The 17,364-nt window shown below is 63.3% G+C and carries 20 protein-coding genes; 10 read left to right on the plus strand and 10 right to left on the minus strand.

Annotated features, from left to right (window positions below; all coding sequences use genetic code 11):
• Positions 1 to 6 precede the first annotated feature (6 nt).
• The 6 genes from ACE103_RS28980 to ACE103_RS29005 all read right to left on the minus strand — a co-directional run bounded on the left by ACE103_RS28980 (position 7) and on the right by ACE103_RS29005 (position 5,729).
• Entirely contained in the window at positions 7 to 960 is a 954-nt protein-coding gene (locus tag ACE103_RS28980; protein ID WP_375775843.1) for a hypothetical protein, read from the minus strand.
• Between the two features lie 137 nt (positions 961 to 1,097).
• Positions 1,098 to 1,661: an S-(hydroxymethyl)glutathione synthase gene (gene gfa, locus ACE103_RS28985; RefSeq protein WP_223968961.1), complete on the minus strand. Its 564-nt coding sequence runs from the start codon at positions 1,659 to 1,661 to the stop codon at positions 1,098 to 1,100.
• 33 nt (positions 1,662 to 1,694) lie between these two features.
• Positions 1,695 to 2,804: an S-(hydroxymethyl)glutathione dehydrogenase/class III alcohol dehydrogenase gene (locus tag ACE103_RS28990; RefSeq protein ID WP_050405342.1), complete on the minus strand. Its 1,110-nt coding sequence runs from the start codon at positions 2,802 to 2,804 to the stop codon at positions 1,695 to 1,697.
• 50 nt (positions 2,805 to 2,854) lie between these two features.
• Entirely contained in the window at positions 2,855 to 3,331 is a 477-nt protein-coding gene (locus ACE103_RS28995) for a c-type cytochrome, methanol metabolism-related (RefSeq protein WP_223969294.1), read from the minus strand.
• Positions 3,332 to 3,454: 123 nt separating this feature from the next.
• The gene (gene xoxF5, locus ACE103_RS29000) at positions 3,455 to 5,260 is read right to left on the minus strand and encodes a lanthanide-dependent methanol dehydrogenase XoxF5 (protein ID WP_223968957.1); all 1,806 of its coding nucleotides are present in this window, start codon (positions 5,258 to 5,260) and stop codon (positions 3,455 to 3,457) included.
• A gap of 19 nt (positions 5,261 to 5,279) precedes the next feature.
• Complete coding sequence (locus ACE103_RS29005; protein ID WP_375781316.1) at positions 5,280 to 5,729, minus strand: hypothetical protein; 450 nt, start codon at positions 5,727 to 5,729, stop codon at positions 5,280 to 5,282.
• On the opposite strand from ACE103_RS29005, the gene ACE103_RS29010 reads away from it, so the two are divergent.
• Positions 5,683 to 6,657, plus strand: coding sequence for a helix-turn-helix domain-containing protein (locus ACE103_RS29010; protein WP_223968955.1), 975 nt, complete (start codon positions 5,683 to 5,685; stop codon positions 6,655 to 6,657). The two genes, ACE103_RS29005 and ACE103_RS29010, sit on opposite strands and share 47 nt — an antisense overlap.
• A 30-nt stretch (positions 6,658 to 6,687) precedes the next feature.
• On the plus strand, positions 6,688 to 7,104 hold the full coding sequence (locus ACE103_RS29015; protein ID WP_375775844.1) for a YkvA family protein: 417 nt from the start codon (positions 6,688 to 6,690) through the stop codon (positions 7,102 to 7,104).
• On the opposite strand, the gene ACE103_RS29020 is transcribed toward ACE103_RS29015, so the two are convergent.
• Positions 7,101 to 8,465 carry a histidine kinase gene (locus tag ACE103_RS29020; RefSeq protein ID WP_375775845.1) on the minus strand — a complete coding sequence of 455 codons (1,365 nt, stop codon included), beginning with the start codon at positions 8,463 to 8,465 and terminating at the stop codon, positions 7,101 to 7,103. The genes ACE103_RS29015 and ACE103_RS29020 overlap by 4 nt on opposite strands.
• A gap of 181 nt (positions 8,466 to 8,646) precedes the next feature.
• Between ACE103_RS29020 and ACE103_RS29025 the strand changes: the two genes are divergently transcribed.
• Positions 8,647 to 9,267 (plus strand): response regulator transcription factor, encoded by a 621-nt coding sequence (locus tag ACE103_RS29025; RefSeq protein WP_223968949.1) that lies wholly within the window; start codon positions 8,647 to 8,649, stop codon positions 9,265 to 9,267.
• Between the two features lie 24 nt (positions 9,268 to 9,291).
• Positions 9,292 to 10,137: an S-formylglutathione hydrolase gene (gene fghA, locus ACE103_RS29030; protein ID WP_375775846.1), complete on the plus strand. Its 846-nt coding sequence runs from the start codon at positions 9,292 to 9,294 to the stop codon at positions 10,135 to 10,137.
• A 151-nt stretch (positions 10,138 to 10,288) separates the two neighbouring features.
• Here the strand turns inward: fghA and ACE103_RS29035 are convergent, their stop codons facing one another.
• Positions 10,289 to 10,765 carry a DUF3280 domain-containing protein gene (locus ACE103_RS29035; RefSeq protein ID WP_375781203.1) on the minus strand — a complete coding sequence of 159 codons (477 nt, stop codon included), beginning with the start codon at positions 10,763 to 10,765 and terminating at the stop codon, positions 10,289 to 10,291.
• A 175-nt stretch (positions 10,766 to 10,940) separates the two neighbouring features.
• Between ACE103_RS29035 and ACE103_RS29040 the strand changes: the two genes are divergently transcribed.
• The 6 genes from ACE103_RS29040 to ACE103_RS29065 all read left to right on the plus strand — a co-directional run bounded on the left by ACE103_RS29040 (position 10,941) and on the right by ACE103_RS29065 (position 15,773).
• Positions 10,941 to 12,122: an ABC transporter substrate-binding protein gene (locus tag ACE103_RS29040; protein ID WP_375775847.1), complete on the plus strand. Its 1,182-nt coding sequence runs from the start codon at positions 10,941 to 10,943 to the stop codon at positions 12,120 to 12,122.
• Positions 12,123 to 12,127: 5 nt separating this feature from the next.
• Positions 12,128 to 13,105, plus strand: a complete 978-nt coding sequence (locus ACE103_RS29045) for a YVTN family beta-propeller repeat protein (RefSeq protein WP_223968943.1) — start codon at positions 12,128 to 12,130, stop codon at positions 13,103 to 13,105.
• Positions 13,102 to 13,917, plus strand: a complete 816-nt coding sequence (locus ACE103_RS29050) for an ABC transporter ATP-binding protein (RefSeq protein WP_375775848.1) — start codon at positions 13,102 to 13,104, stop codon at positions 13,915 to 13,917. The genes ACE103_RS29045 and ACE103_RS29050 overlap by 4 nt, the downstream gene beginning before the upstream one ends.
• Entirely contained in the window at positions 13,914 to 14,762 is an 849-nt protein-coding gene (locus ACE103_RS29055) for an ABC transporter permease (RefSeq protein ID WP_375775849.1), read from the plus strand. The genes ACE103_RS29050 and ACE103_RS29055 overlap by 4 nt, the downstream gene beginning before the upstream one ends.
• Entirely contained in the window at positions 14,759 to 15,376 is a 618-nt protein-coding gene (locus ACE103_RS29060; protein ID WP_375775850.1) for a hypothetical protein, read from the plus strand. Before ACE103_RS29055 ends, ACE103_RS29060 begins: the two co-directional genes overlap by 4 nt.
• 100 nt (positions 15,377 to 15,476) lie before the next feature.
• Entirely contained in the window at positions 15,477 to 15,773 is a 297-nt protein-coding gene (locus ACE103_RS29065) for a copper-binding protein (protein ID WP_223968937.1), read from the plus strand.
• Between the two features lie 36 nt (positions 15,774 to 15,809).
• On the opposite strand, the gene ACE103_RS29070 is transcribed toward ACE103_RS29065, so the two are convergent.
• Together ACE103_RS29070 and ACE103_RS29075 are read right to left on the minus strand one after the other, a co-directional pair.
• Positions 15,810 to 16,364 (minus strand): PQQ-dependent catabolism-associated CXXCW motif protein, encoded by a 555-nt coding sequence (locus ACE103_RS29070; protein ID WP_375775851.1) that lies wholly within the window; start codon positions 16,362 to 16,364, stop codon positions 15,810 to 15,812.
• The gene (locus ACE103_RS29075) at positions 16,361 to 17,242 is read right to left on the minus strand and encodes a substrate-binding domain-containing protein (protein WP_375775852.1); all 882 of its coding nucleotides are present in this window, start codon (positions 17,240 to 17,242) and stop codon (positions 16,361 to 16,363) included. Before ACE103_RS29075 ends, ACE103_RS29070 begins: the two co-directional genes overlap by 4 nt.
• Between the last annotated feature and the right edge of the window lie 122 nt (positions 17,243 to 17,364).

The following is a 17,364-nucleotide window of genomic DNA, read 5'->3' on the forward strand; positions in this document are numbered from 1 at the left end:
GCGGACCTACCTGCCGATCGCCGTCTCCAGCAGCGCCTGGGCCTGCTTGGTGGCTTCGGCGAATGCCGGCTGCTCCGGGGCGTGCAGAACGAAGCAGCGCTTGAATGCGTCCTCGCCCTGCTGGCGCAGGTCGCCGAGCTTGTCATAGGCCTTCCGGGTGATCTGCTTGCGCGCGAGCTTCTCGGCCGCCTCGGTGGCCTTCTTGTTGTAGTCGGTCCGGATCGCCGTACAGGCCGGCACCTTCACGGCGGGCTCGATCTCGCCGTAAGCGATGTAGAACTTGCCGTTGGCGAGCGCGGCGACAAATACCTCGTCGGCGGCCTCGGGGGTGGTGTCCTGCGTGCGGCCAGCCAGGAAACCGTAAGTCAGGGTGGCCGACGCCGGCTTGGTGACCGGCAGCTCGTTGAAGTTGATCACCGCAGCGTCGGTCGAAATCGCCTGCGTGTAGAGGCCCTCGAACTTCAGGGCCGGTTCGATCTGCTGCGGCACGTTCTTGCTGCCCTTGTCCCACCACGTCTTGTGCTCGTGCAGCCAGCGCGTGAACAGGGCTTCGGAGGTGACGATGATATGGGCTTTCGGCTCGACGAAGCTGCCGTCAGCCCGCTTTTCGCCGATCTTGCCGCCGTCCCTGCCCTTGTCCGCATCGAAGCGCAGGCCGTCCAGCATGCCGAACCCCATATCGCCCTTATAGAGAGTGTCGAGATTGAGCTGGGCGGGCGCAAAGCCCGGCCGGGCGGGTTGGGACAGGATCGCCGTCAGCTGCCCCTTCAACTCGTCGCGCGCGGCCACCTCTGCCTTGTCGACGGCCTCGTCGATCTTGCCGTCCTTCTCCTGCTTGGCGAATTTGGCGACCGCGGCGTCGCGCGCGGCAATGTAGCGGTCCTCCGGCGACGCCGCGCGGGCCGGCGAAAGGACCAGGATCGGGGATACGACGAGGGCAACGCGGAAAATAAAATGCATGCCCTGTGGTCGCCCGCAGGGCATGCAAGGTTCAAGGTCACGGGTACTACCAGCATATCCGTCGCCGGCAGGCCCTCTGCCGACGCAGGATCTCGTCAAGGCCGCCCGGTCGCGCCGCCCTTGTCAGGCCGCCTTGGTCAGGCTGCTTTGGATTTCGCCACGTGGGTGGCGATCGCGTCCATCAGCGGCGGCGACAGGCAGTCATAGGGCTCGAGCCCAAGCTCCTTCAGCCGCGACCGGATCCCCGCCATATCGGCCGGCTTGACACCGGACTCGATCACCGACGACACGAAGGCGGCAAATCCCGGAGCCGCTGAGCCGGACTCCTGGAACAGCTCGGGGTGGATGAAGTCGAGGCCATAGAACGGATGGCCCTTGTTCTCGATCCGGCCGTACATATGCGTGCCGCATCCGGTGCAGGCATGGCGCTGGATCACGGCAGCCGCATCCACGATCTTCAGCTTGTCGCCGTTCTCCAGCACGGTGACGTTCTCGCGCGGCACCACCGCAACCACGGAGAATGTGGCGCCCGAAGGCTTCCAGCATTTGGTGCAGCCGCAGGCGTGGTTGTGGGCGACGTCGCCCTTGACCCCGACCTTGACCTTCTTGTCCGCGCATTTGCAGACAAGAGTGCCGCCGGCAAAGCTGCCGGTGCCTTGCTTGACGCCGTTGTCGATTGACGGGTGGATATGAACAGTCATTGACCTATCCTCCTAGTGCTTGCTGTTTTGATTTTAGAACACGACGACCGAACGGATCGATTTGCCCTCGTGCATCAGATCGAAGCCTTTGTTGATCTCGTCGAGCTTCAGCACGTGGGTGATCATCGGATCGATCTGGATCTTTCCATTCATGTACCAGTCGACGATCTTCGGCACGTCGGTGCGGCCGCGCGCACCGCCGAACGCGGTGCCCTTCCAGACGCGTCCGGTGACGAGCTGGAACGGCCGGGTTGCGATCTCCTTGCCTGATTCCGCGACGCCGATCACGACCGACACGCCCCAGCCGCGGTGGCAGGCTTCCAGCGCCTGGCGCATCACGTTGGTGTTGCCGGTGCAGTCGAAGGTGTAGTCGGCGCCGCCGTCGGTCAGACCCACCAGGTGCTGGACGATATCGCCGCTCACCTTGGTCGGGTTGACGAAATGCGTCATGCCGAACTGGCGGCCCCAATTGTCCTTGGAATCGTTGATATCGACGCCGATGATCTTGTCGGCGCCGACCATCTTGGCGCCCTGGATCACGTTGAGGCCGATGCCGCCGAGGCCGAACACCACGACGTTGGAGCCCGGCGTCACCTTGGCGGTGTTGACGACGGCACCGACGCCGGTGGTGACGCCGCAGCCGATGTAGCAGCTCTTGTCGAACGGCGCGTCCTCGCGAATCTTCGCCACCGCGATCTCAGGCAGCACGGTGAAGTTCGAGAAGGTCGAGCAGCCCATGTAGTGGAAGACCGTCTTGCCCTTGTAGCTGAAGCGCGAGGTGCCGTCGGGCATCACGCCCTTGCCTTGCGTCGCGCGGATCGCGGTGCAGAGATTGGTCTTCTGACTCAGGCAGCTTTTGCACTGACGGCATTCGGGCGTGTAGAGCGGGATCACGTGATCGCCAGGCTTCACCGACGTCACGCCGGCGCCGACCTCGCGAACGATGCCGGCACCTTCGTGCCCAAGGACCGAGGGGAAGATGCCTTCGCTGTCGAAGCCGTCGAGCGTGTAAGCATCGGTGTGACAGATGCCCGTCGCCTTGATCTCGACAAGGACCTCGCCGGCCTTGGGGCCTTCCAGGTCGAGCTCGACGATCTCAAGCGGCTTCTTGGCTTCGAATGCGACTGCGGCGCGGGTCTTCATCTTGGTCTCCACAAAACATCAAGCAGGTTTGTCATTCGCGCCGGTCACGCTCAGTTCTTGTTGCCCATGCAGGCGTCTTCGGCCTTTCCATAGGCTTCCGACTTGTCTTCGTGCTTGGCCGGCCGAACACGCCCAACCGCATCATTGGCGCGGGCGCGCAGGTACACATAGAGGTCGTCCATGTAGCAGGCAACGTTCGGGTTATCGCCGAATGCCGGCATGACGTTTTCCTGCGCCGTCGACACGTTCTTGCGCCCGCTCGCGACCACGCCCATGAAGTCGGCATAGCTCATGGTCTTCAGCGAATCCTTCAACGCCGGCGCGTAAGTCGAGCCCATCCCGTCGGGTCCGTGGCAGACGTGGCACTCCGAATGATAACGGCGGTAGCCGGAGTAAGTGTACCAATCCACCGTACCGTCGGACGTCACCTTGAACGTCGGGTTGCCATCCTTGTCGAGCCACTTGCCGTCCTCGGACTTGACGGCGGTTGGATCACCCACGTCCTCGGCAGAGGCAACTCCTCCCATTGCCACGACGAAGATCGCGGCAGTCACAAACCAGATCTTACGCAAAAGCATATCCTCGCGTGCAGATTGAAGACGGACCGGCGCATGGAGATCGCCCCATGCGCCGGAACGAGCTTGCTCAGCTCACTGCTGCGGCAGCGAGAACACGGTGAGCGTTCCGCCGAGCGCGGTGTAGTTGCTCAGCGCGGCATAACCGCCGACTGCACCGAGACCGGCCGTCGGATCAGTCAGACCGGCCGCGAGGCCGATGCCTGCCCAACCGCCAACACCCGACAGCACGGCGATGTACTGCTTGCCGCCGTTCTCATAGGTGGTGACGTTGCCGATGATGCCGGACGGAGTCTTGAACTTGTAGAGCTCCTTGCCCGTCTTGGCGTCGACTGCCTTCAGGTAGCCTTCCAGCGTGCCGTAGAACACCACGCCGCCGGCGGTCGCGAGTGCACCCGACCAGACCGAGAACTGCTCCTTGTTCGACCACACGATCTTGCCGGTCTTGCCGTCCCAGGCGATGAAGTTACCCATGTTGGTCTCACCGGGAGGCGGATACATCGACAGCGTCGCGCCGACATAGGGCTGACCTGCGGTGTAGCTCACCTTGAACGGCTCGTAGTCCATGCAGACGTGGTTGGTCGGCACGTAGAACAGCTGCGTGTCCGGCGAGTAGGCCGCCGGCTGCTCGTCCTTCGAGCCAAGCGCCGCCGGGCAGATGCCCTTGACGTTGTGGTCTTCGCCGGCCTTGTCGGTCGACGCTGTGTCAAGAACCTTCGGACGACCATAGGTCGGCGAGTCCTTCTTCATGTCGACGCCGGAGGTCCAGTTCACCTTCGGATCATACTTCTCGGCGACCAGCAGTTCGCCGGTGACGCGATCGAGCGTGTAGCCGAGGCCGTTACGATCGAAGTGCGTCAGCAGCTTGCGCGCCTTGCCGTCGATCGACTGATCCGAGAGGATCATCTCGTTGACGCCGTCATAGTCCCATTCGTCATGGGGCGTCATCTGGTAGACCCACTTGGCAACGCCGGTATCCGGGTTACGCGCCCAGATCGTCATCGACCATTTGTTATCGCCAGGACGCTGCTTCGGATTCCAGGTCGAGGGGTTGCCCGATCCGTAATAGACGAGGTTGAGTTCGGGATCGTAGGAGATCCAGCCCCAGGTCGCGCCGCCGCCGATCTTCCACTGATCGCCTTGCCACGTCTTCAGGCTCGAGTCCTTGCCGACCGGCTTGCCGAGCTCGGTGGTCTTGTCGTCGACCAGGATCTGGTCATCCGGACCTTCCGAGAATCCGCGCCAGACCAGCTTGCCGGTCTTGAGGTCGTAGGCCGTCATGTGGGCCTGAACGCCGAACTCGCCGCCGGAGATGCCGACCAGGACCTTGTCCTTGACGACCATCGGCGCCGACGTACCGGTCGATCCCTTGCTCGGATCGCCGTTCTTGACGCTCCACTCCACCTTGCCGGTCTTCGCATCCAGTGCGACCAGCGTGGTGTCGGCCTGATGCAGGATGATCTTGCCGTCACCATAGGCGACGCCGCGATTAACCGTGTCGCAGCACATCACCGGAATGACGTTCGGATCCTGCTTGGGCTCGTACTTCCAGACGATCTGGTTGTCCTTGGAAAGGTCAATAGCGTAGACCTTGTTCGGGAACGGCGTATGCACGTACATCATGTTGCCGATGATCAGCGGGCCGCCTTCGTGACCGCGCAGTACGCCGGTCGAAAACGTCCACGCTACCTGCAACTTTCCGACGTTCTGGGCGTTGATCTGATTAAGCTTTGAATAGCGCTGATTGGTGTAGTCGCCGGTCGGCATTACCCAGTCTTTCGGGTTCTGCGCCATCTTGTGGAGTTCGTCATTGGCGTTGGCAGCTCCGGCGGCGAACACCGCCATTGCCCCAAGGCTGGTCGCGTAAAGCAACTTGCGCATCGTGGATTTCCTCCCAGGTTCAAGAGCTCAAGGGTTTCCGCCGAAACGGCCCCACTTCTTCCATTTTGGTACCCCAGTGGTAGTCCGATCGAATCCCGCTGACTTGCCCAGCAGCGAAGCGCCGTTTGCTCAGAAGCGAAGCATTGTCAGATTTTTGCGGTTGGGCCGCGAATTGGCGGTCAAAGGCTGCTTCATGTTGCAGAGCATCAAACGTCTTCGGTGCTGTTCCGGTGTCGGATAGAACCGGCCCAAGGTTGCGCTTGACGCGCCCAGAACTAAGTCGGAGGATCGCCCGGCTTTGATCGGGAAGAAATCCCGCCGCCTCCCTAAACTGTTCAGAATCAGGGAGAAGGCTCATCATCCCGGACCAGAAGTAGGCGCGATGGGCAGTCACGTTGAGGATCGAATCGGTGGCTGGAAAGATGACCGACACAGTCCATTCACTCAGCACGAACGGATTGACGCCCAAGCGGCAGATCCAGCGCTGGTCGGATGCGCTCACTGACCTCTGCGGTCAGTTCGACGTCGATGCGCTGGAAGGATCCTCGCTCGAGGGCCGGATCAATTTCACGACTGTGTCGCGATTGAAGCTGTGTCAGATCGAGGCAAGCCAGCACCGCATCGCCCATACCGTTTCGCGCATCAGGCTGAGCGAGCACCCCTACATCAAGATCGTATTCCAGACCCACGGCGTCTCGCATTTCGAGCAGGACGGTCTGCACTTCGACATCATGCCGGGCGACTGCTTCGCCTACGACGTGTCGTGTCCGCATACGATCATCAGCCCGTCCCTGACGCGCCACGAGGTTGTCATCGTTCCGAAGGACCTACTCAAGGAGCGCGGCTTCCAGCTCTCCAAGATGGCGCCATGCAAGCTCTCGGCACGCAACGGCACCGGCCGCATCGCCTATGATTTCGTGCATGCCGCGTTCGGCGAGGCGCCGACGCTGACCCCGGTCAACGCCGTCGGCGTAGCCGATGCGCTGATCGACCTGCTGCTGCTGCCGCTGCGCGAGACCGGTGCGATGTTCGACCGCGGGAGCGCCGAGGCGACCTATGTGCGGGCCCAGGGCTTCATCCGCGAGCATCTGCGCGATCCCGATCTCTGTATCGACCGCATTTCTGCGGCGCTCGGCTGCTCGAAGCGCTATCTGCACATGCTGTTCAGCGATCGCGGCATGACGGTCAGCGACTACATCTGGAAGGCCCGGCTGCAGAATTGCCGGCAGGAGCTGGAATCGCAGAACGGCAAGACCATCACGGACGTCGCGTTCTCCTGGGGCTTCTCCAGCTCGTCGCATTTTAGCCGCGTGTTCCGGAAGTATTTTGGCATCGCACCCTCCTCCGTGCACAAGGGTCTGCACGGCGGCATGCCGGTCGATGTGGTGCTGGAATAGCGCTTCCGCCTGGCGTGCAGGCGCCACGCCATGCCGTCCATCAAGCTACCCTCAATCAGACTTTCCTCAATCAAGGCTTGGGCGCGTAACCTCAAACGAGACAGCGTTGCGCTGTATCTCGCGTCGCGTGATCCGCGCGTACCGTGGTACGCAAAGGCCCTCGCCATCGCCATCGCGGCCTATGCGCTCTCCCCCGTCGACCTGATTCCGGATTTCATCCCGGTCATCGGCTATCTCGACGATCTGATCCTGCTGCCGCTCGGCATCTGGCTTGCGATCTCGCTCGTTCCGGATGAGGTGATGGCCGAATGCCGCGCCAAAGCCAGCGCCGTCTTGCAGCGCCCGACCAGTCGAGCGGGAATGATCGCGATCATCGTGCTCTGGATCGCCGGCGCACTCGCGCTGGCATGGGCCGTCTTCGCATACTGGCCGCGAGCCGCGCGCTAAGCCTGCACGGCCTTCGGCACCAGCGCCTCGACCGTCACGCCGTCATCGCTGGAATTGATCTTGAGCGTGCCTCCGAGCGCGAGGATTCGCTCCTGCATGCCGGTCAAACCGCGGCCGAGGCGATGATCCCTGAGCAGGCCGCGGCCGTTGTCGCGGACGCGGACCAGCGCGCAGCCGCGGCTGCCGCGCAGGGCGGTTGGCCGCTCCGCGGGCGCGATCGTGATATCGACCGCCGTTGCGCCGGCGTGACGGAACACATTGGTGAGCGCTTCCTGAACGATGCGATAGATCGTCAGATCGGCCGTCTCGCCGGTCTCGCCGAGATCGGGCGATATGCTGCTCTCGATCTCCACCTCCGGGTGGGTCTCGCCCCACAACCGCACCAGCGCGCCAAGTGCTTCCGCAAGCCCAAGCTCCGCCAATCCCACCGGCCGCAATCGCTCCAGGATGCGGCGAGTGAACTGCTGAAGCGCGTTGACCTGCTCCAGGATGGCACTGCCGTGCTTGCGGAGCGCAGCAGGATCGGGCTTTTCGACCTCCGACAGCCGCGTCAGCGCGCCCGCATGCGCGCGCAACGCGAACAGATAGGGCCCGAACTCGTCGTGCAATTCGCGCGCGATCTCCTTGCGTTCGGAATCCTGCAGCGAGACCGCACGTTCGGCCAGCTGCCGCTTGCTGTCGACGGCTTCGCCAAGGGTCGCCGCCAAATGGTTCAGTTTGGCACAGATTGCAGCCAATTCAGGCGATCCACCAGGCTCGACGCGTGCATCGTAATCCCCGGCCTCGATACCGGTCATGGCCTGCGACAGCGCTTCCAGCGGAGCAAGTGCGCGGCCGACCACCAGCATGGTGACCAGCAGCAGCGCCACCGCGATCGCGGAGCCGATCTCGAGCTGGGTGACGATGCCGTCCCAGATCTCGGCCATTTCGTCGTCGGGATGCGAGGTAATGACAAGCGATTGCGGCTTGCCGTGAACCGAGATCGGCACCCGCACCGAGGTTTGCTCGGGATGCACCAGCGCGACGAACCACTCCGGAGGGGCGCGCGGATCGCCTGCCTCCTCCGGGTGCTCGGGAGACCTTGCGGTCGCGTCGTCCTGCCGCGTGATGCTGACGTGACGCAGCCGGCTCAGATCTTGAACGATCTGGTCGAGCCGGGCATCCGGATCCGGCGCCTCGTCGAGACCGGCCACCATCGTCGTAACAAACTCGCGCGCCAGCCGGATCACGCTCTGGTCCTCGGCCTGGACGCGCGGCCCCGCTTCCAGCACGAGCCGCGCAATATTGATGCCCAACCCAAGCGCCAGTATCAGCGCCAGCAGCAGGTTGATCCGTGCGCGCAAGGATAGCTTTTGCCACATGACGTTGCCCCCGACCGCGATCCCTCCTCCGAGAGGATCGTTGACAGCCAAATTTGCCCGGCTATCTAATCGCACCCTATCGCAATCTCGTGCGAGGTGCACAACCGGTCGGAACCGAGGTGTTCTTCGTGCAAATCGATGTGACGAAGAGTGAACCGAAGCAGGTCGCCGGAACAACGCCATGCGCATTTTGATCGTTGATGATCATCCCATCGTTGCCTCCGGTTGTCGCACCGTGTTCGCCGACGATCCCGAGATCGTCCTGCTGGAAGCTGCGGATGCCGAAAGCGGCGAACGGGCGTTCGTCGCGGAGAAGCCCGATCTCTGCGTGATCGACATCAACCTGCCGACCGTCTCCGGCTTCGAGCTGGCACGCCGTATCTTGAGCCGCGATGCATCCGCGCGCCTCATCATGTTCAGCATGAACGACGACCCGGTGTTCGCCGCCCGCGCCATCGACATCGGCGCCAAGGGCTACGTCTCGAAGACCGGCGATCCCAACGATCTGGTGGAGGCGGTACGCGAGGTCGGCAATGGCGGCGTCTACCTGCCGCCCGCGATCGCACGCAACGTCGCCTTTGCGCGGCCGGGTTTTGCGCAAAATCCACTTTCCAAGCTCACTTCGCGCGAGATGGAGATCCTGCGCCTGCTCAGTTCCGGCAAGAGCCTGTCGGAGATCGCCTGGCTGGTGCATTCGTCATACAAGACGGTCGCGAACACGTCATCGATCATGCGTCAGAAACTTGGCGTGCGCACCTCGGCAGAGCTAGTGCGGCTGGCGATCGAGAGCGGCGTCGCCTGACGTCGCGCTCCAACACAGAGGAATATGGCAATGCAGACGGTTTCCCGGAACAAGTCGCATGGCGGCACGCAAGGCGTTTACCGGCACCCAAGCCGCGAAACCAAGACCGACATGACCTTCTCGGTGTTCGTCCCCGATCATGCGACCGGCTCCAAATTGCCCGTCGTCACCTATCTGTCGGGCCTGACCTGCACGCACGCCAACGTCACCGAGAAGGGTGAATTCCGCCAGGCATGCGCCGAGCTCGGCCTGATCTTCGTCGCGCCCGACACAAGCCCGCGCGGCGAAGGTGTCCCCGGCGATCCCGCCAATGCCTATGATTTTGGCCTCGGCGCAGGCTTCTATGTCGATGCGACGGAGCAGCCGTTCGCGACCAACTACCGGATGTGGAGCTATGTCACCGAGGAATTGCCAAAACTGATCGCCGAGCAATTCCCGGTCGATACGAAGCGGAAATCGATTCTCGGTCACTCCATGGGCGGCCATGGCGCACTGACGGTGGCGCTGCGCTATCCCGACCGGTATCGCGCGGCGAGCGCGTTTGCGCCGATCGTGGCGCCGTCGCAGGTGCCGTGGGGCAACAAGGCGCTAGGCGGCTATCTCGGCAGCAACAAGCAGGCGTGGCGCAAGCACGATGCAGTCGCATTGATCGAAGACGGCGCCCGGTTCTCCGATCTGTTGGTCGATTACGGCGATGCCGACGGCTTTCTCAACGAACAGCTGCGCCCCGAGCTCCTGAAGGCCGCCTGCGAGAAGGCCAATATTCCGCTCACGTTGCGTCGTCAGCCGGGCTACGACCACAGCTATTACTTCATCTCGACCTTCATGGCCGATCACCTGCGCTGGCACGCCGCGCGGCTGAAGGCGTGATGCTTTCCCCGGCCAAGGCGGCGCGATGCCAAAATATCGAAAACAACCCCATGCAAAGTAGCCGGCGGCGGCGTTCAACCAGACGAGTTGACACGTCAGGCAACTCAGGGTTATTCTTCTAATATTCCGAAATCGTCCGAGCACCCGTTGCTCATCGTGCCTGCGGCGCGCCGTAATTCGGCGCGAGCAGGCGGTTGCGCACGAGGTAATCGGTGGCGCGCGACCAGGATTCGTCGGTATTGCCGCGCATGTCGGCGCTTGCTGCTGCCACCAATTGCCCGGAATGGACGTCGCGCAGATAGAGATTGATGTTGAGGATCAGGTTGGAGACCTTCTGCACCACACCGGTCATCGCAAGATCGGCGCCCAGCTCGCCGGCCAGTTTCACGTCGCATCCGCCGCAGGCCTGAAGATTGCTGCCGTGCGCCGCAGCATTGACGGGCGCGATATCGATCACGTGGAACTTGCCGGACTCTGCAAGCTCTCTGCGCACCTGTTCGCCGGTGCGGAGCAGCCGCGCCTGCTCATCGGTCCGCGGCCCGTTCACCTCCCCCTGAAGGCTGGTGTCGATCATCTCGAGATCGAATACCGCGAGCTTCGGCGGTTCGGCGCGTGCCGCAGCAGACATCAGCAGCAAAGATATGACGAAGACGAACGCTGATCTCATGATTGTGAACCAATCCAGATTTGGTACCACGCAACGACAAAAAGCGGGGTTGCAAGCCAGGCCAATTCCGGCATCTTGCATGTCAACGCATGGCTCGACAACGCCAGCCGAGTGAAGAATGACTACGGGAGGAATTATGTTCCGATGGCTGATCGGCACGATCGCGCTCAGCATGGTGGCGTCCGGAGCGCTGGCGGCTGATCCCGTCGAAATCCATATCGGCTATCTCGGCCACGCCGGCATCAAATCGACGCTCTCGCTGATCCAGCAACCGGCCGACAATGACGGCATCGCCGGCGCACGCCTTGCAATCGAAGACAACAATACGACCGGGAAATTCCTCAACCAGCGCTTCGCGCTCGACGAGATCAAGGTCAAGGACAGCGACGATGTCGCCAAGGTTGCGACCGATCTCGCCGGCCGCAACGACTATATCATCACCGACCTGCCCGCCGACGCCCTGCTCAAAGTCGCCGACGCGCTGCGCGACCGCGGCACCGTGTTGCTCAACGCCGGCGCGATCGACGATCGGCTGCGCGAGCAGGACTGCCGCGCCAACGTGATCCATGTCGCACCGACCCGCTCGATGCTGGCGGACGCGCTTGGCCAGTACCTGGTGTGGAAGCAATGGAAGCGCTGGCTGCTGGTGACCGGCTCGCATGATCCGGACAAGCTCTACGCCGACGCGCTGCGCCGCGCCGCCACCCGCTTCGGCGCCAAGATCGTCCAGGAGCGGACATTCGAGGACACCGGCGGCGCGCGCCGCACCGACTCCGGCGTGACGCTGATCCAGCGCCAGATGCCGGTGTTCACGCAGCAGGCACCGGCTTACGACGTGCTGGTCGCCGCCGACGAGAGCGAGGTGTTCGCGAACTATCTGCCCTACCGGACCTGGGACCCGCGCCCCGTGGCCGGCTCGGCGGGCCTGGTGCCGACCAGCTGGGACGCCGCGCATGACCAATGGGGCGCGGTCCAGATCCAGAACCGCTTCGTCAAGCTGAACATGCGCCGCATGACGGCGCTCGACATGCAGGCCTGGACCGCAGCCCGCATGATCGGGGAAGCCACATCCCGCACCAATTCGGGGGATCCCAAGAAGGTCATCGCCTTCCTCAAGGGCAAGGATTTCTCGATCGCCGCCTTCAAGGGCACGCGATTGACCTTGCGAGACTGGAATCTGCAGCTTCGCCAGCCGATCCTGCTGGCCGATGGTCGTATGGTCGTTTCGGTCTCGCCGCAGGAAGGTTTCCTGCATCAGGTCTCCGAGCTCGACACGCTCGGTGTTGACCGGCCTGAAACGAAGTGCAAGCTGCAGTGAGGGAGATGAAACGCATGTGGCGCCGCTGTCTGTTGACCGGGATGCTGGTTTGGCTTGCCGCGACACCGGCGTCCGCCTTCGTTGCCTACGTCTCCAACGAGAAGGGCAACACCGTCACGGTGATCGACACCGACAGTTGGACAGTGACCAAAACCATCAAGGTCGGCCAGCGGCCACGCGGCATCGAGTTCTCGCGCGACGGCAAGTTCGTGATGGTCGCGGTCGGAGACGACGACACGATCCAGGTGATCGATACCAAGACCCAGGAGATCGTCGACACCCTACCTTCCGGCCCTGACCCGGAATTGTTCACCCAGGATGCCGCCGGCAAGACCATGTATGTCGCCAACGAGAACGACAACACGGTCACCGTGATCGATCTCGAGAAGCGCGCCCGGCTCGGCGACATCCAGGTCGGCGTCGAGCCGGAGGGCATGACGATCAGCCCGGACGGCAAGATCCTGATCAACACCTCCGAAACCACCAATATGGCGCATTTCATCGACACGACGACGCGCCAGATCGTCGCCAATGTGCTGGTCGATTCGCGGCCGCGCTTCGCCCAGTTCAAGCGCGACGGCTCCGAATTGTGGGTCTCCTCCGAGATCGGCGGCACGGTGTCGATCATCGATCCGGTCAAGCGCGAGGTGACCGGCAAGATCACCTTCGAAATCCCGGGCCTGCGCAACGAGGCGATCCAGCCGGTCGGTATCGGCATGACCAAGGACGGCAAGACCGCGTTCGTCGCGCTCGGCCCCGCCAACCGCGTCGCGGTGGTCGACGGCGCGACCCACAAGGTCCTCAAATATCTCCTGGTCGGCCAGCGGGTCTGGCACATGGATTTCACGCCGGACGAAAAATACCTGATGGTCACCAACGGGGTCTCGAACGACGTCTCGGTGATCGACGTCGCGGCCCAGAAGGTGATCAAGACCATTCAGGTCGGCGAACTGCCCTGGGGGATCACGATCGCGCAGCCATGACCGCAACCGACGCCCATATCGCGAGCCAGCCCTCGCCGGATGCAGGCCCTGTAGCGGCCGTGCAGCCGGCGCTGTCGATCGGCAATGTCAGCCACAGCTACGGGCCGCGGCGCGCCTTGATCGATGTCAATTTCACGGTTCAGCCTGCGAGCTTCACCGCTTTGCTGGGCCTCAACGGCGCCGGCAAGAGCACGTTGTTCTCGCTGGTGACGCGGCTGTTCGGGATCCAGAACGGCCAGATCAAGATCTTCGGTCACGACATCAGCCGGACGCCGGGTGAAGCGCTGCGGCTGATGGGCGTCGTGTTCCAGCCACGCACGCTCGATCTCGATCTTTCGCTGACGCAGAACCTGCTGTACCACGCCGCACTGCACGGCATCTCGCGCCGCGAGGCGCGGCTGCGCAGCACCGAGGTGCTCGGCCGCATCGGCCTTGCCGACCGCGCCGCCAGCAAGGTGCGCGACCTCTCGGGCGGCCAGATGCGGCGGCTTGAGATCGCCCGCGCGCTGCTGCATCGTCCGAGGCTGTTGCTGCTCGACGAGGCCACCGTCGGGCTCGACGTCAAGGCGCGCGCCGACATTCTCGACCATGTCCGGCAGCTCGTCGCCGAACAGGGCATCGGCGTGCTCTGGGCGACGCATCTGTTCGACGAGATCATGCCGGGCGACGACCTCGTCGTGCTGCATCAGGGCCGGATGCTGGCGCACGGCCCGATGGTGCGCGTGATCGCGGATGCAGGCGCCCAGGACGTCAACACCGCATTCATGCGCCTGACCGGAACGGCAACCCTCACCGGAAAACCGCCAACATGAGCAGCACGACGGTCACGCCTGAGCGAAGCGGCTTCTCGGCGTCGGAATACATCGTCTGCCTGAACGGCATCGTATGGCGCGAGGCGCTGCGCTTCCTGCACCAGCGCGAGCGCTTCGTCTCGGCGCTGGTCCGGCCGCTGGTCTGGCTGTTCATTTTCGCGGCCGGCTTCCGTCAGGTGCTCGGCATCTCGATCATCCCACCCTATGAGACCTACATTCTCTACGAGGTCTATATCGCGCCCGGCCTGATGGCGATGATCCAGCTCTTCAACGGCATGCAATCGTCGCTGTCGATGGTCTATGACCGCGAGATGGGCAACATGCGCACGTTGCTGGTCAGCCCGCTGCCACGCGGCTATCTCCTGTTCTGCAAGCTGCTCGCCGGCACGGCGGTATCGCTGCTCCAGGTTTACGCCTTCCTGCTGATCGCATGGTTCTGGGACATCACGCCGCCGACCATCGGCTACCTTACCGTGCTTCCGGCGCTGGTGCTGTCGGGCCTGATGCTCGGCGCACTGGGCATGCTGATCTCGGCCAGCATCAAGCAGCTGGAGAATTTTGCCGGCGTGATGAACTTTGTGATCTTCCCGATGTTCTTTGCGTCGTCGGCCCTCTATCCGCTCTGGCGTGTGCAGGAAGGCAGCCCGATGCTGTATTATGTCTGCCAGTGTAACCCGTTCACGCACGCGGTGGAGCTGATCCGGTTTGCGCTGTACGGCAAGATGAACTGGGTTTCGCTCGCGGTGGTCGGCGGCTGCACGGTGGTGTTCATGATCGGCGCCATCCTGGCCTACGATCCGTCGCGCGGCCTGGTGCGCCGCGGACCCGGCGGAGGCGAGGCATGACGGGCTGGCGGCCAGCACTCGGCGCGCTGTTCGCGATGGTTCTGTCGAACCAGGTCGCGTTCGCTGCCGACCCGCGTTACCCGGACTGGCCCTGCCAACAGGCCAAGGTGCCCGAGATCTCGCTCGCTGCGGTCTGGGCCGGGCCGCCGCTCGGCGATGCCGAGACCAAGTGGCGGGACAATCCGAAGATCAGCCAACTTGCGACCAAGCTCGCGGCGCGCCGCGTTCCGCTCGAGGATGCCCAGAAGGAGATCACCGAGTTCCTGTCGGCCGCCGCAGCCGACAAGGCCAATGCGGGAAAACTGCTGTTCGCGGGCCTTTTCGATACGCTCAACGGCCAGCGGGCCTCGGTCTTGAACGGGCTGGAGCGCGTGATGCGCAAACAGCGTGAGGCCGCAGAAAAGATCCGCGCCGATACGATCGCGCTGCAGGCGCTGCAGGATGCCACGCCGCCGGATCAGGCCAAGGTCGACGAACTCGGCAACCAGCTGGTCTGGGAGACCCGGATCTTCGAGGACCGCGGCCGCGTGGTGAAATACGTCTGCGAGGTGCCGACCATCATCGATCAGCGGCTGTTCGCGCTGGGCCGCACCATCCAGCAGGAACTGGATTGAGGCCTGCGGCCGATCGCCCCGGGGATCATTGACTCGCCGCCGGAACAAACTGCGCTGCCCGCTCGTTGTCTCCAACTATATCTGAAGTTGGGAGACCTCGATGAGAGCAGCCAAGATCGTCATGACCAGCCTCGCCGCCGCGAGCCTGATCACCACAGCGGCTTTGGCCCAGCAATCCATGTCGGGAATGGTCACCAAGATTGACCGACTGAGTGGGACCATCTCGATCCAGCAGGCGCAAACCGGCACCGTCGGCGCGGCCGGCGGCGCGATCCAGGAATACAAGGTGGCCAAGGGACAATCGCTGGAGGAGCTTCACGCCGGTGACAAGGTGACGTTCACCACGTCGGACGGCGACGGCGGCAAGACCATCAACAAGCTCGACAAGCAGAAGTAGCTCGCTGGAGCATTTCCTGGCCTCGTGAGGACGGGCTTATTGCTCGCCCTCGCGCGGCTCGGGCTCGACATCGGTCAGCGGCAGATTGGCGCGCCCCCAACCGTCGGTTCCGTCCGGATACCACGCCACATTCCGGTAGCCGTAGGACAGCACGCGCTTAGCGGCGTTCCACGACATCCAGCAATTTTCCTGGCAGTAGATCACCAGCAATCGGGCCTTGTCGTCGCCCGAAGCGCGGACCAGCCCACGTCGCATGTAGTCCTCGGTCGATGCGGCGAGCTTGCCGTAGCCGGTGTCGGGCAGCCACATGCTGCCGGGAATATCGCGATGCGGCCGCTCGCGCCACACCGTGCCGGCCGGCAGGTTAGGCTTCGGCGCGCGCGGCAGCACGTCGACGAAGGCGCCTGATTTGTCGCGCCAGATCGCTTCCGCTTCCGCGGTCGTGAGCACCCGTGCGCCGGCAAGTGTGATCGGCACCGGCGCGCGATAATCCTCGGTTCGGTAGCCCTCGGGCTCCGCTGGGTGGTCCTGCGCGCGGACATGCGAAACGGCGAGCAATATCACCGCGAGCATGGCCGCGAGCCTGATCATGGCGATTTGGTCGCGGTCTCCGGTCCGATCGGACGGTCGTTCTCATCGAGGAGCGGAACGCCGAAGTCGAGCAGGATCTTGTTGATCGCCGGCTGGTTCTCCTGGATCAGGCGATTGAGCTGCCGCTTCCAGTTCTGGTCGGACGCCCGCACGCCCATGCCGATGCGATAGACCAGCTTGGGTCCTGAGGTCTCCTTGAGCAGCGGCGTGACATGCAGCGGCGGGTTCGCCTTCTTGGCATAGAAGCCGGCCATCGGCCCCCACAGGATGCCGGCGTCGATCTCGCCCTTTTCGAGGTCGTTCATCATCGCCTCGGCCGAGGAATCGTAGCGCGTATCGATCATCAGCGGATAGGGCTTCGCATTGCTCATCAGGCCGTTGATGGCCATGTTGGTCGCGGGCGGCGTTCCGGCGACGATGCCGATATGCTTGCCCTTCAGCCGCTCATCCTCGAGCGTCGTGACCTCATCCAGTCCACTGCCCGGCTTGGCGACGATCGCATAGGCCGTGCGGTAATACGGATTGGTCCCTTGCGCGAGGTCGTCGCCTTGCGGAAAGCCCATGATCACGTCGCAGCGATGCGAGCCGAGCGTGACCCGCACGAAGCCGGTCGCCTGCGGGAAATACATGTAATCCAGCTTCTTTTGCAGCTTCTCGGCGAACAGCTCGCCGATCTTGTTCTCAAAACCCTCGCCCTTGTCATTCGAGAACGGCAGGTTGCGCGGATCGGCGCAGATGCGCAGCACCTTGGGATCGACCAGCTCGATGGAGAGTTCGCCCTGCTCGTTGACCTGCGCACGCGCGACGTCGCGGCCGGCGAGACAGACGATGAAGCCCGCAAGCGCGAACAGGACAGGACGGCATCCGATAACTCTCATTGCGCGGTCTCCTCTCGATCGGACAGATTGCCGCCATCCGCCAATTGCCCGGCGCAACATGACGTGCAACAGGGATAATGATCGCGACGGTGCCGCGTTGCTTGTTGCAGCGCAAACTGGAG

Source organism: Bradyrhizobium sp. ma5 (assembly GCF_042258955.1).
Classification (GTDB): Bacteria; Pseudomonadota; Alphaproteobacteria; order Rhizobiales; family Xanthobacteraceae; genus Bradyrhizobium.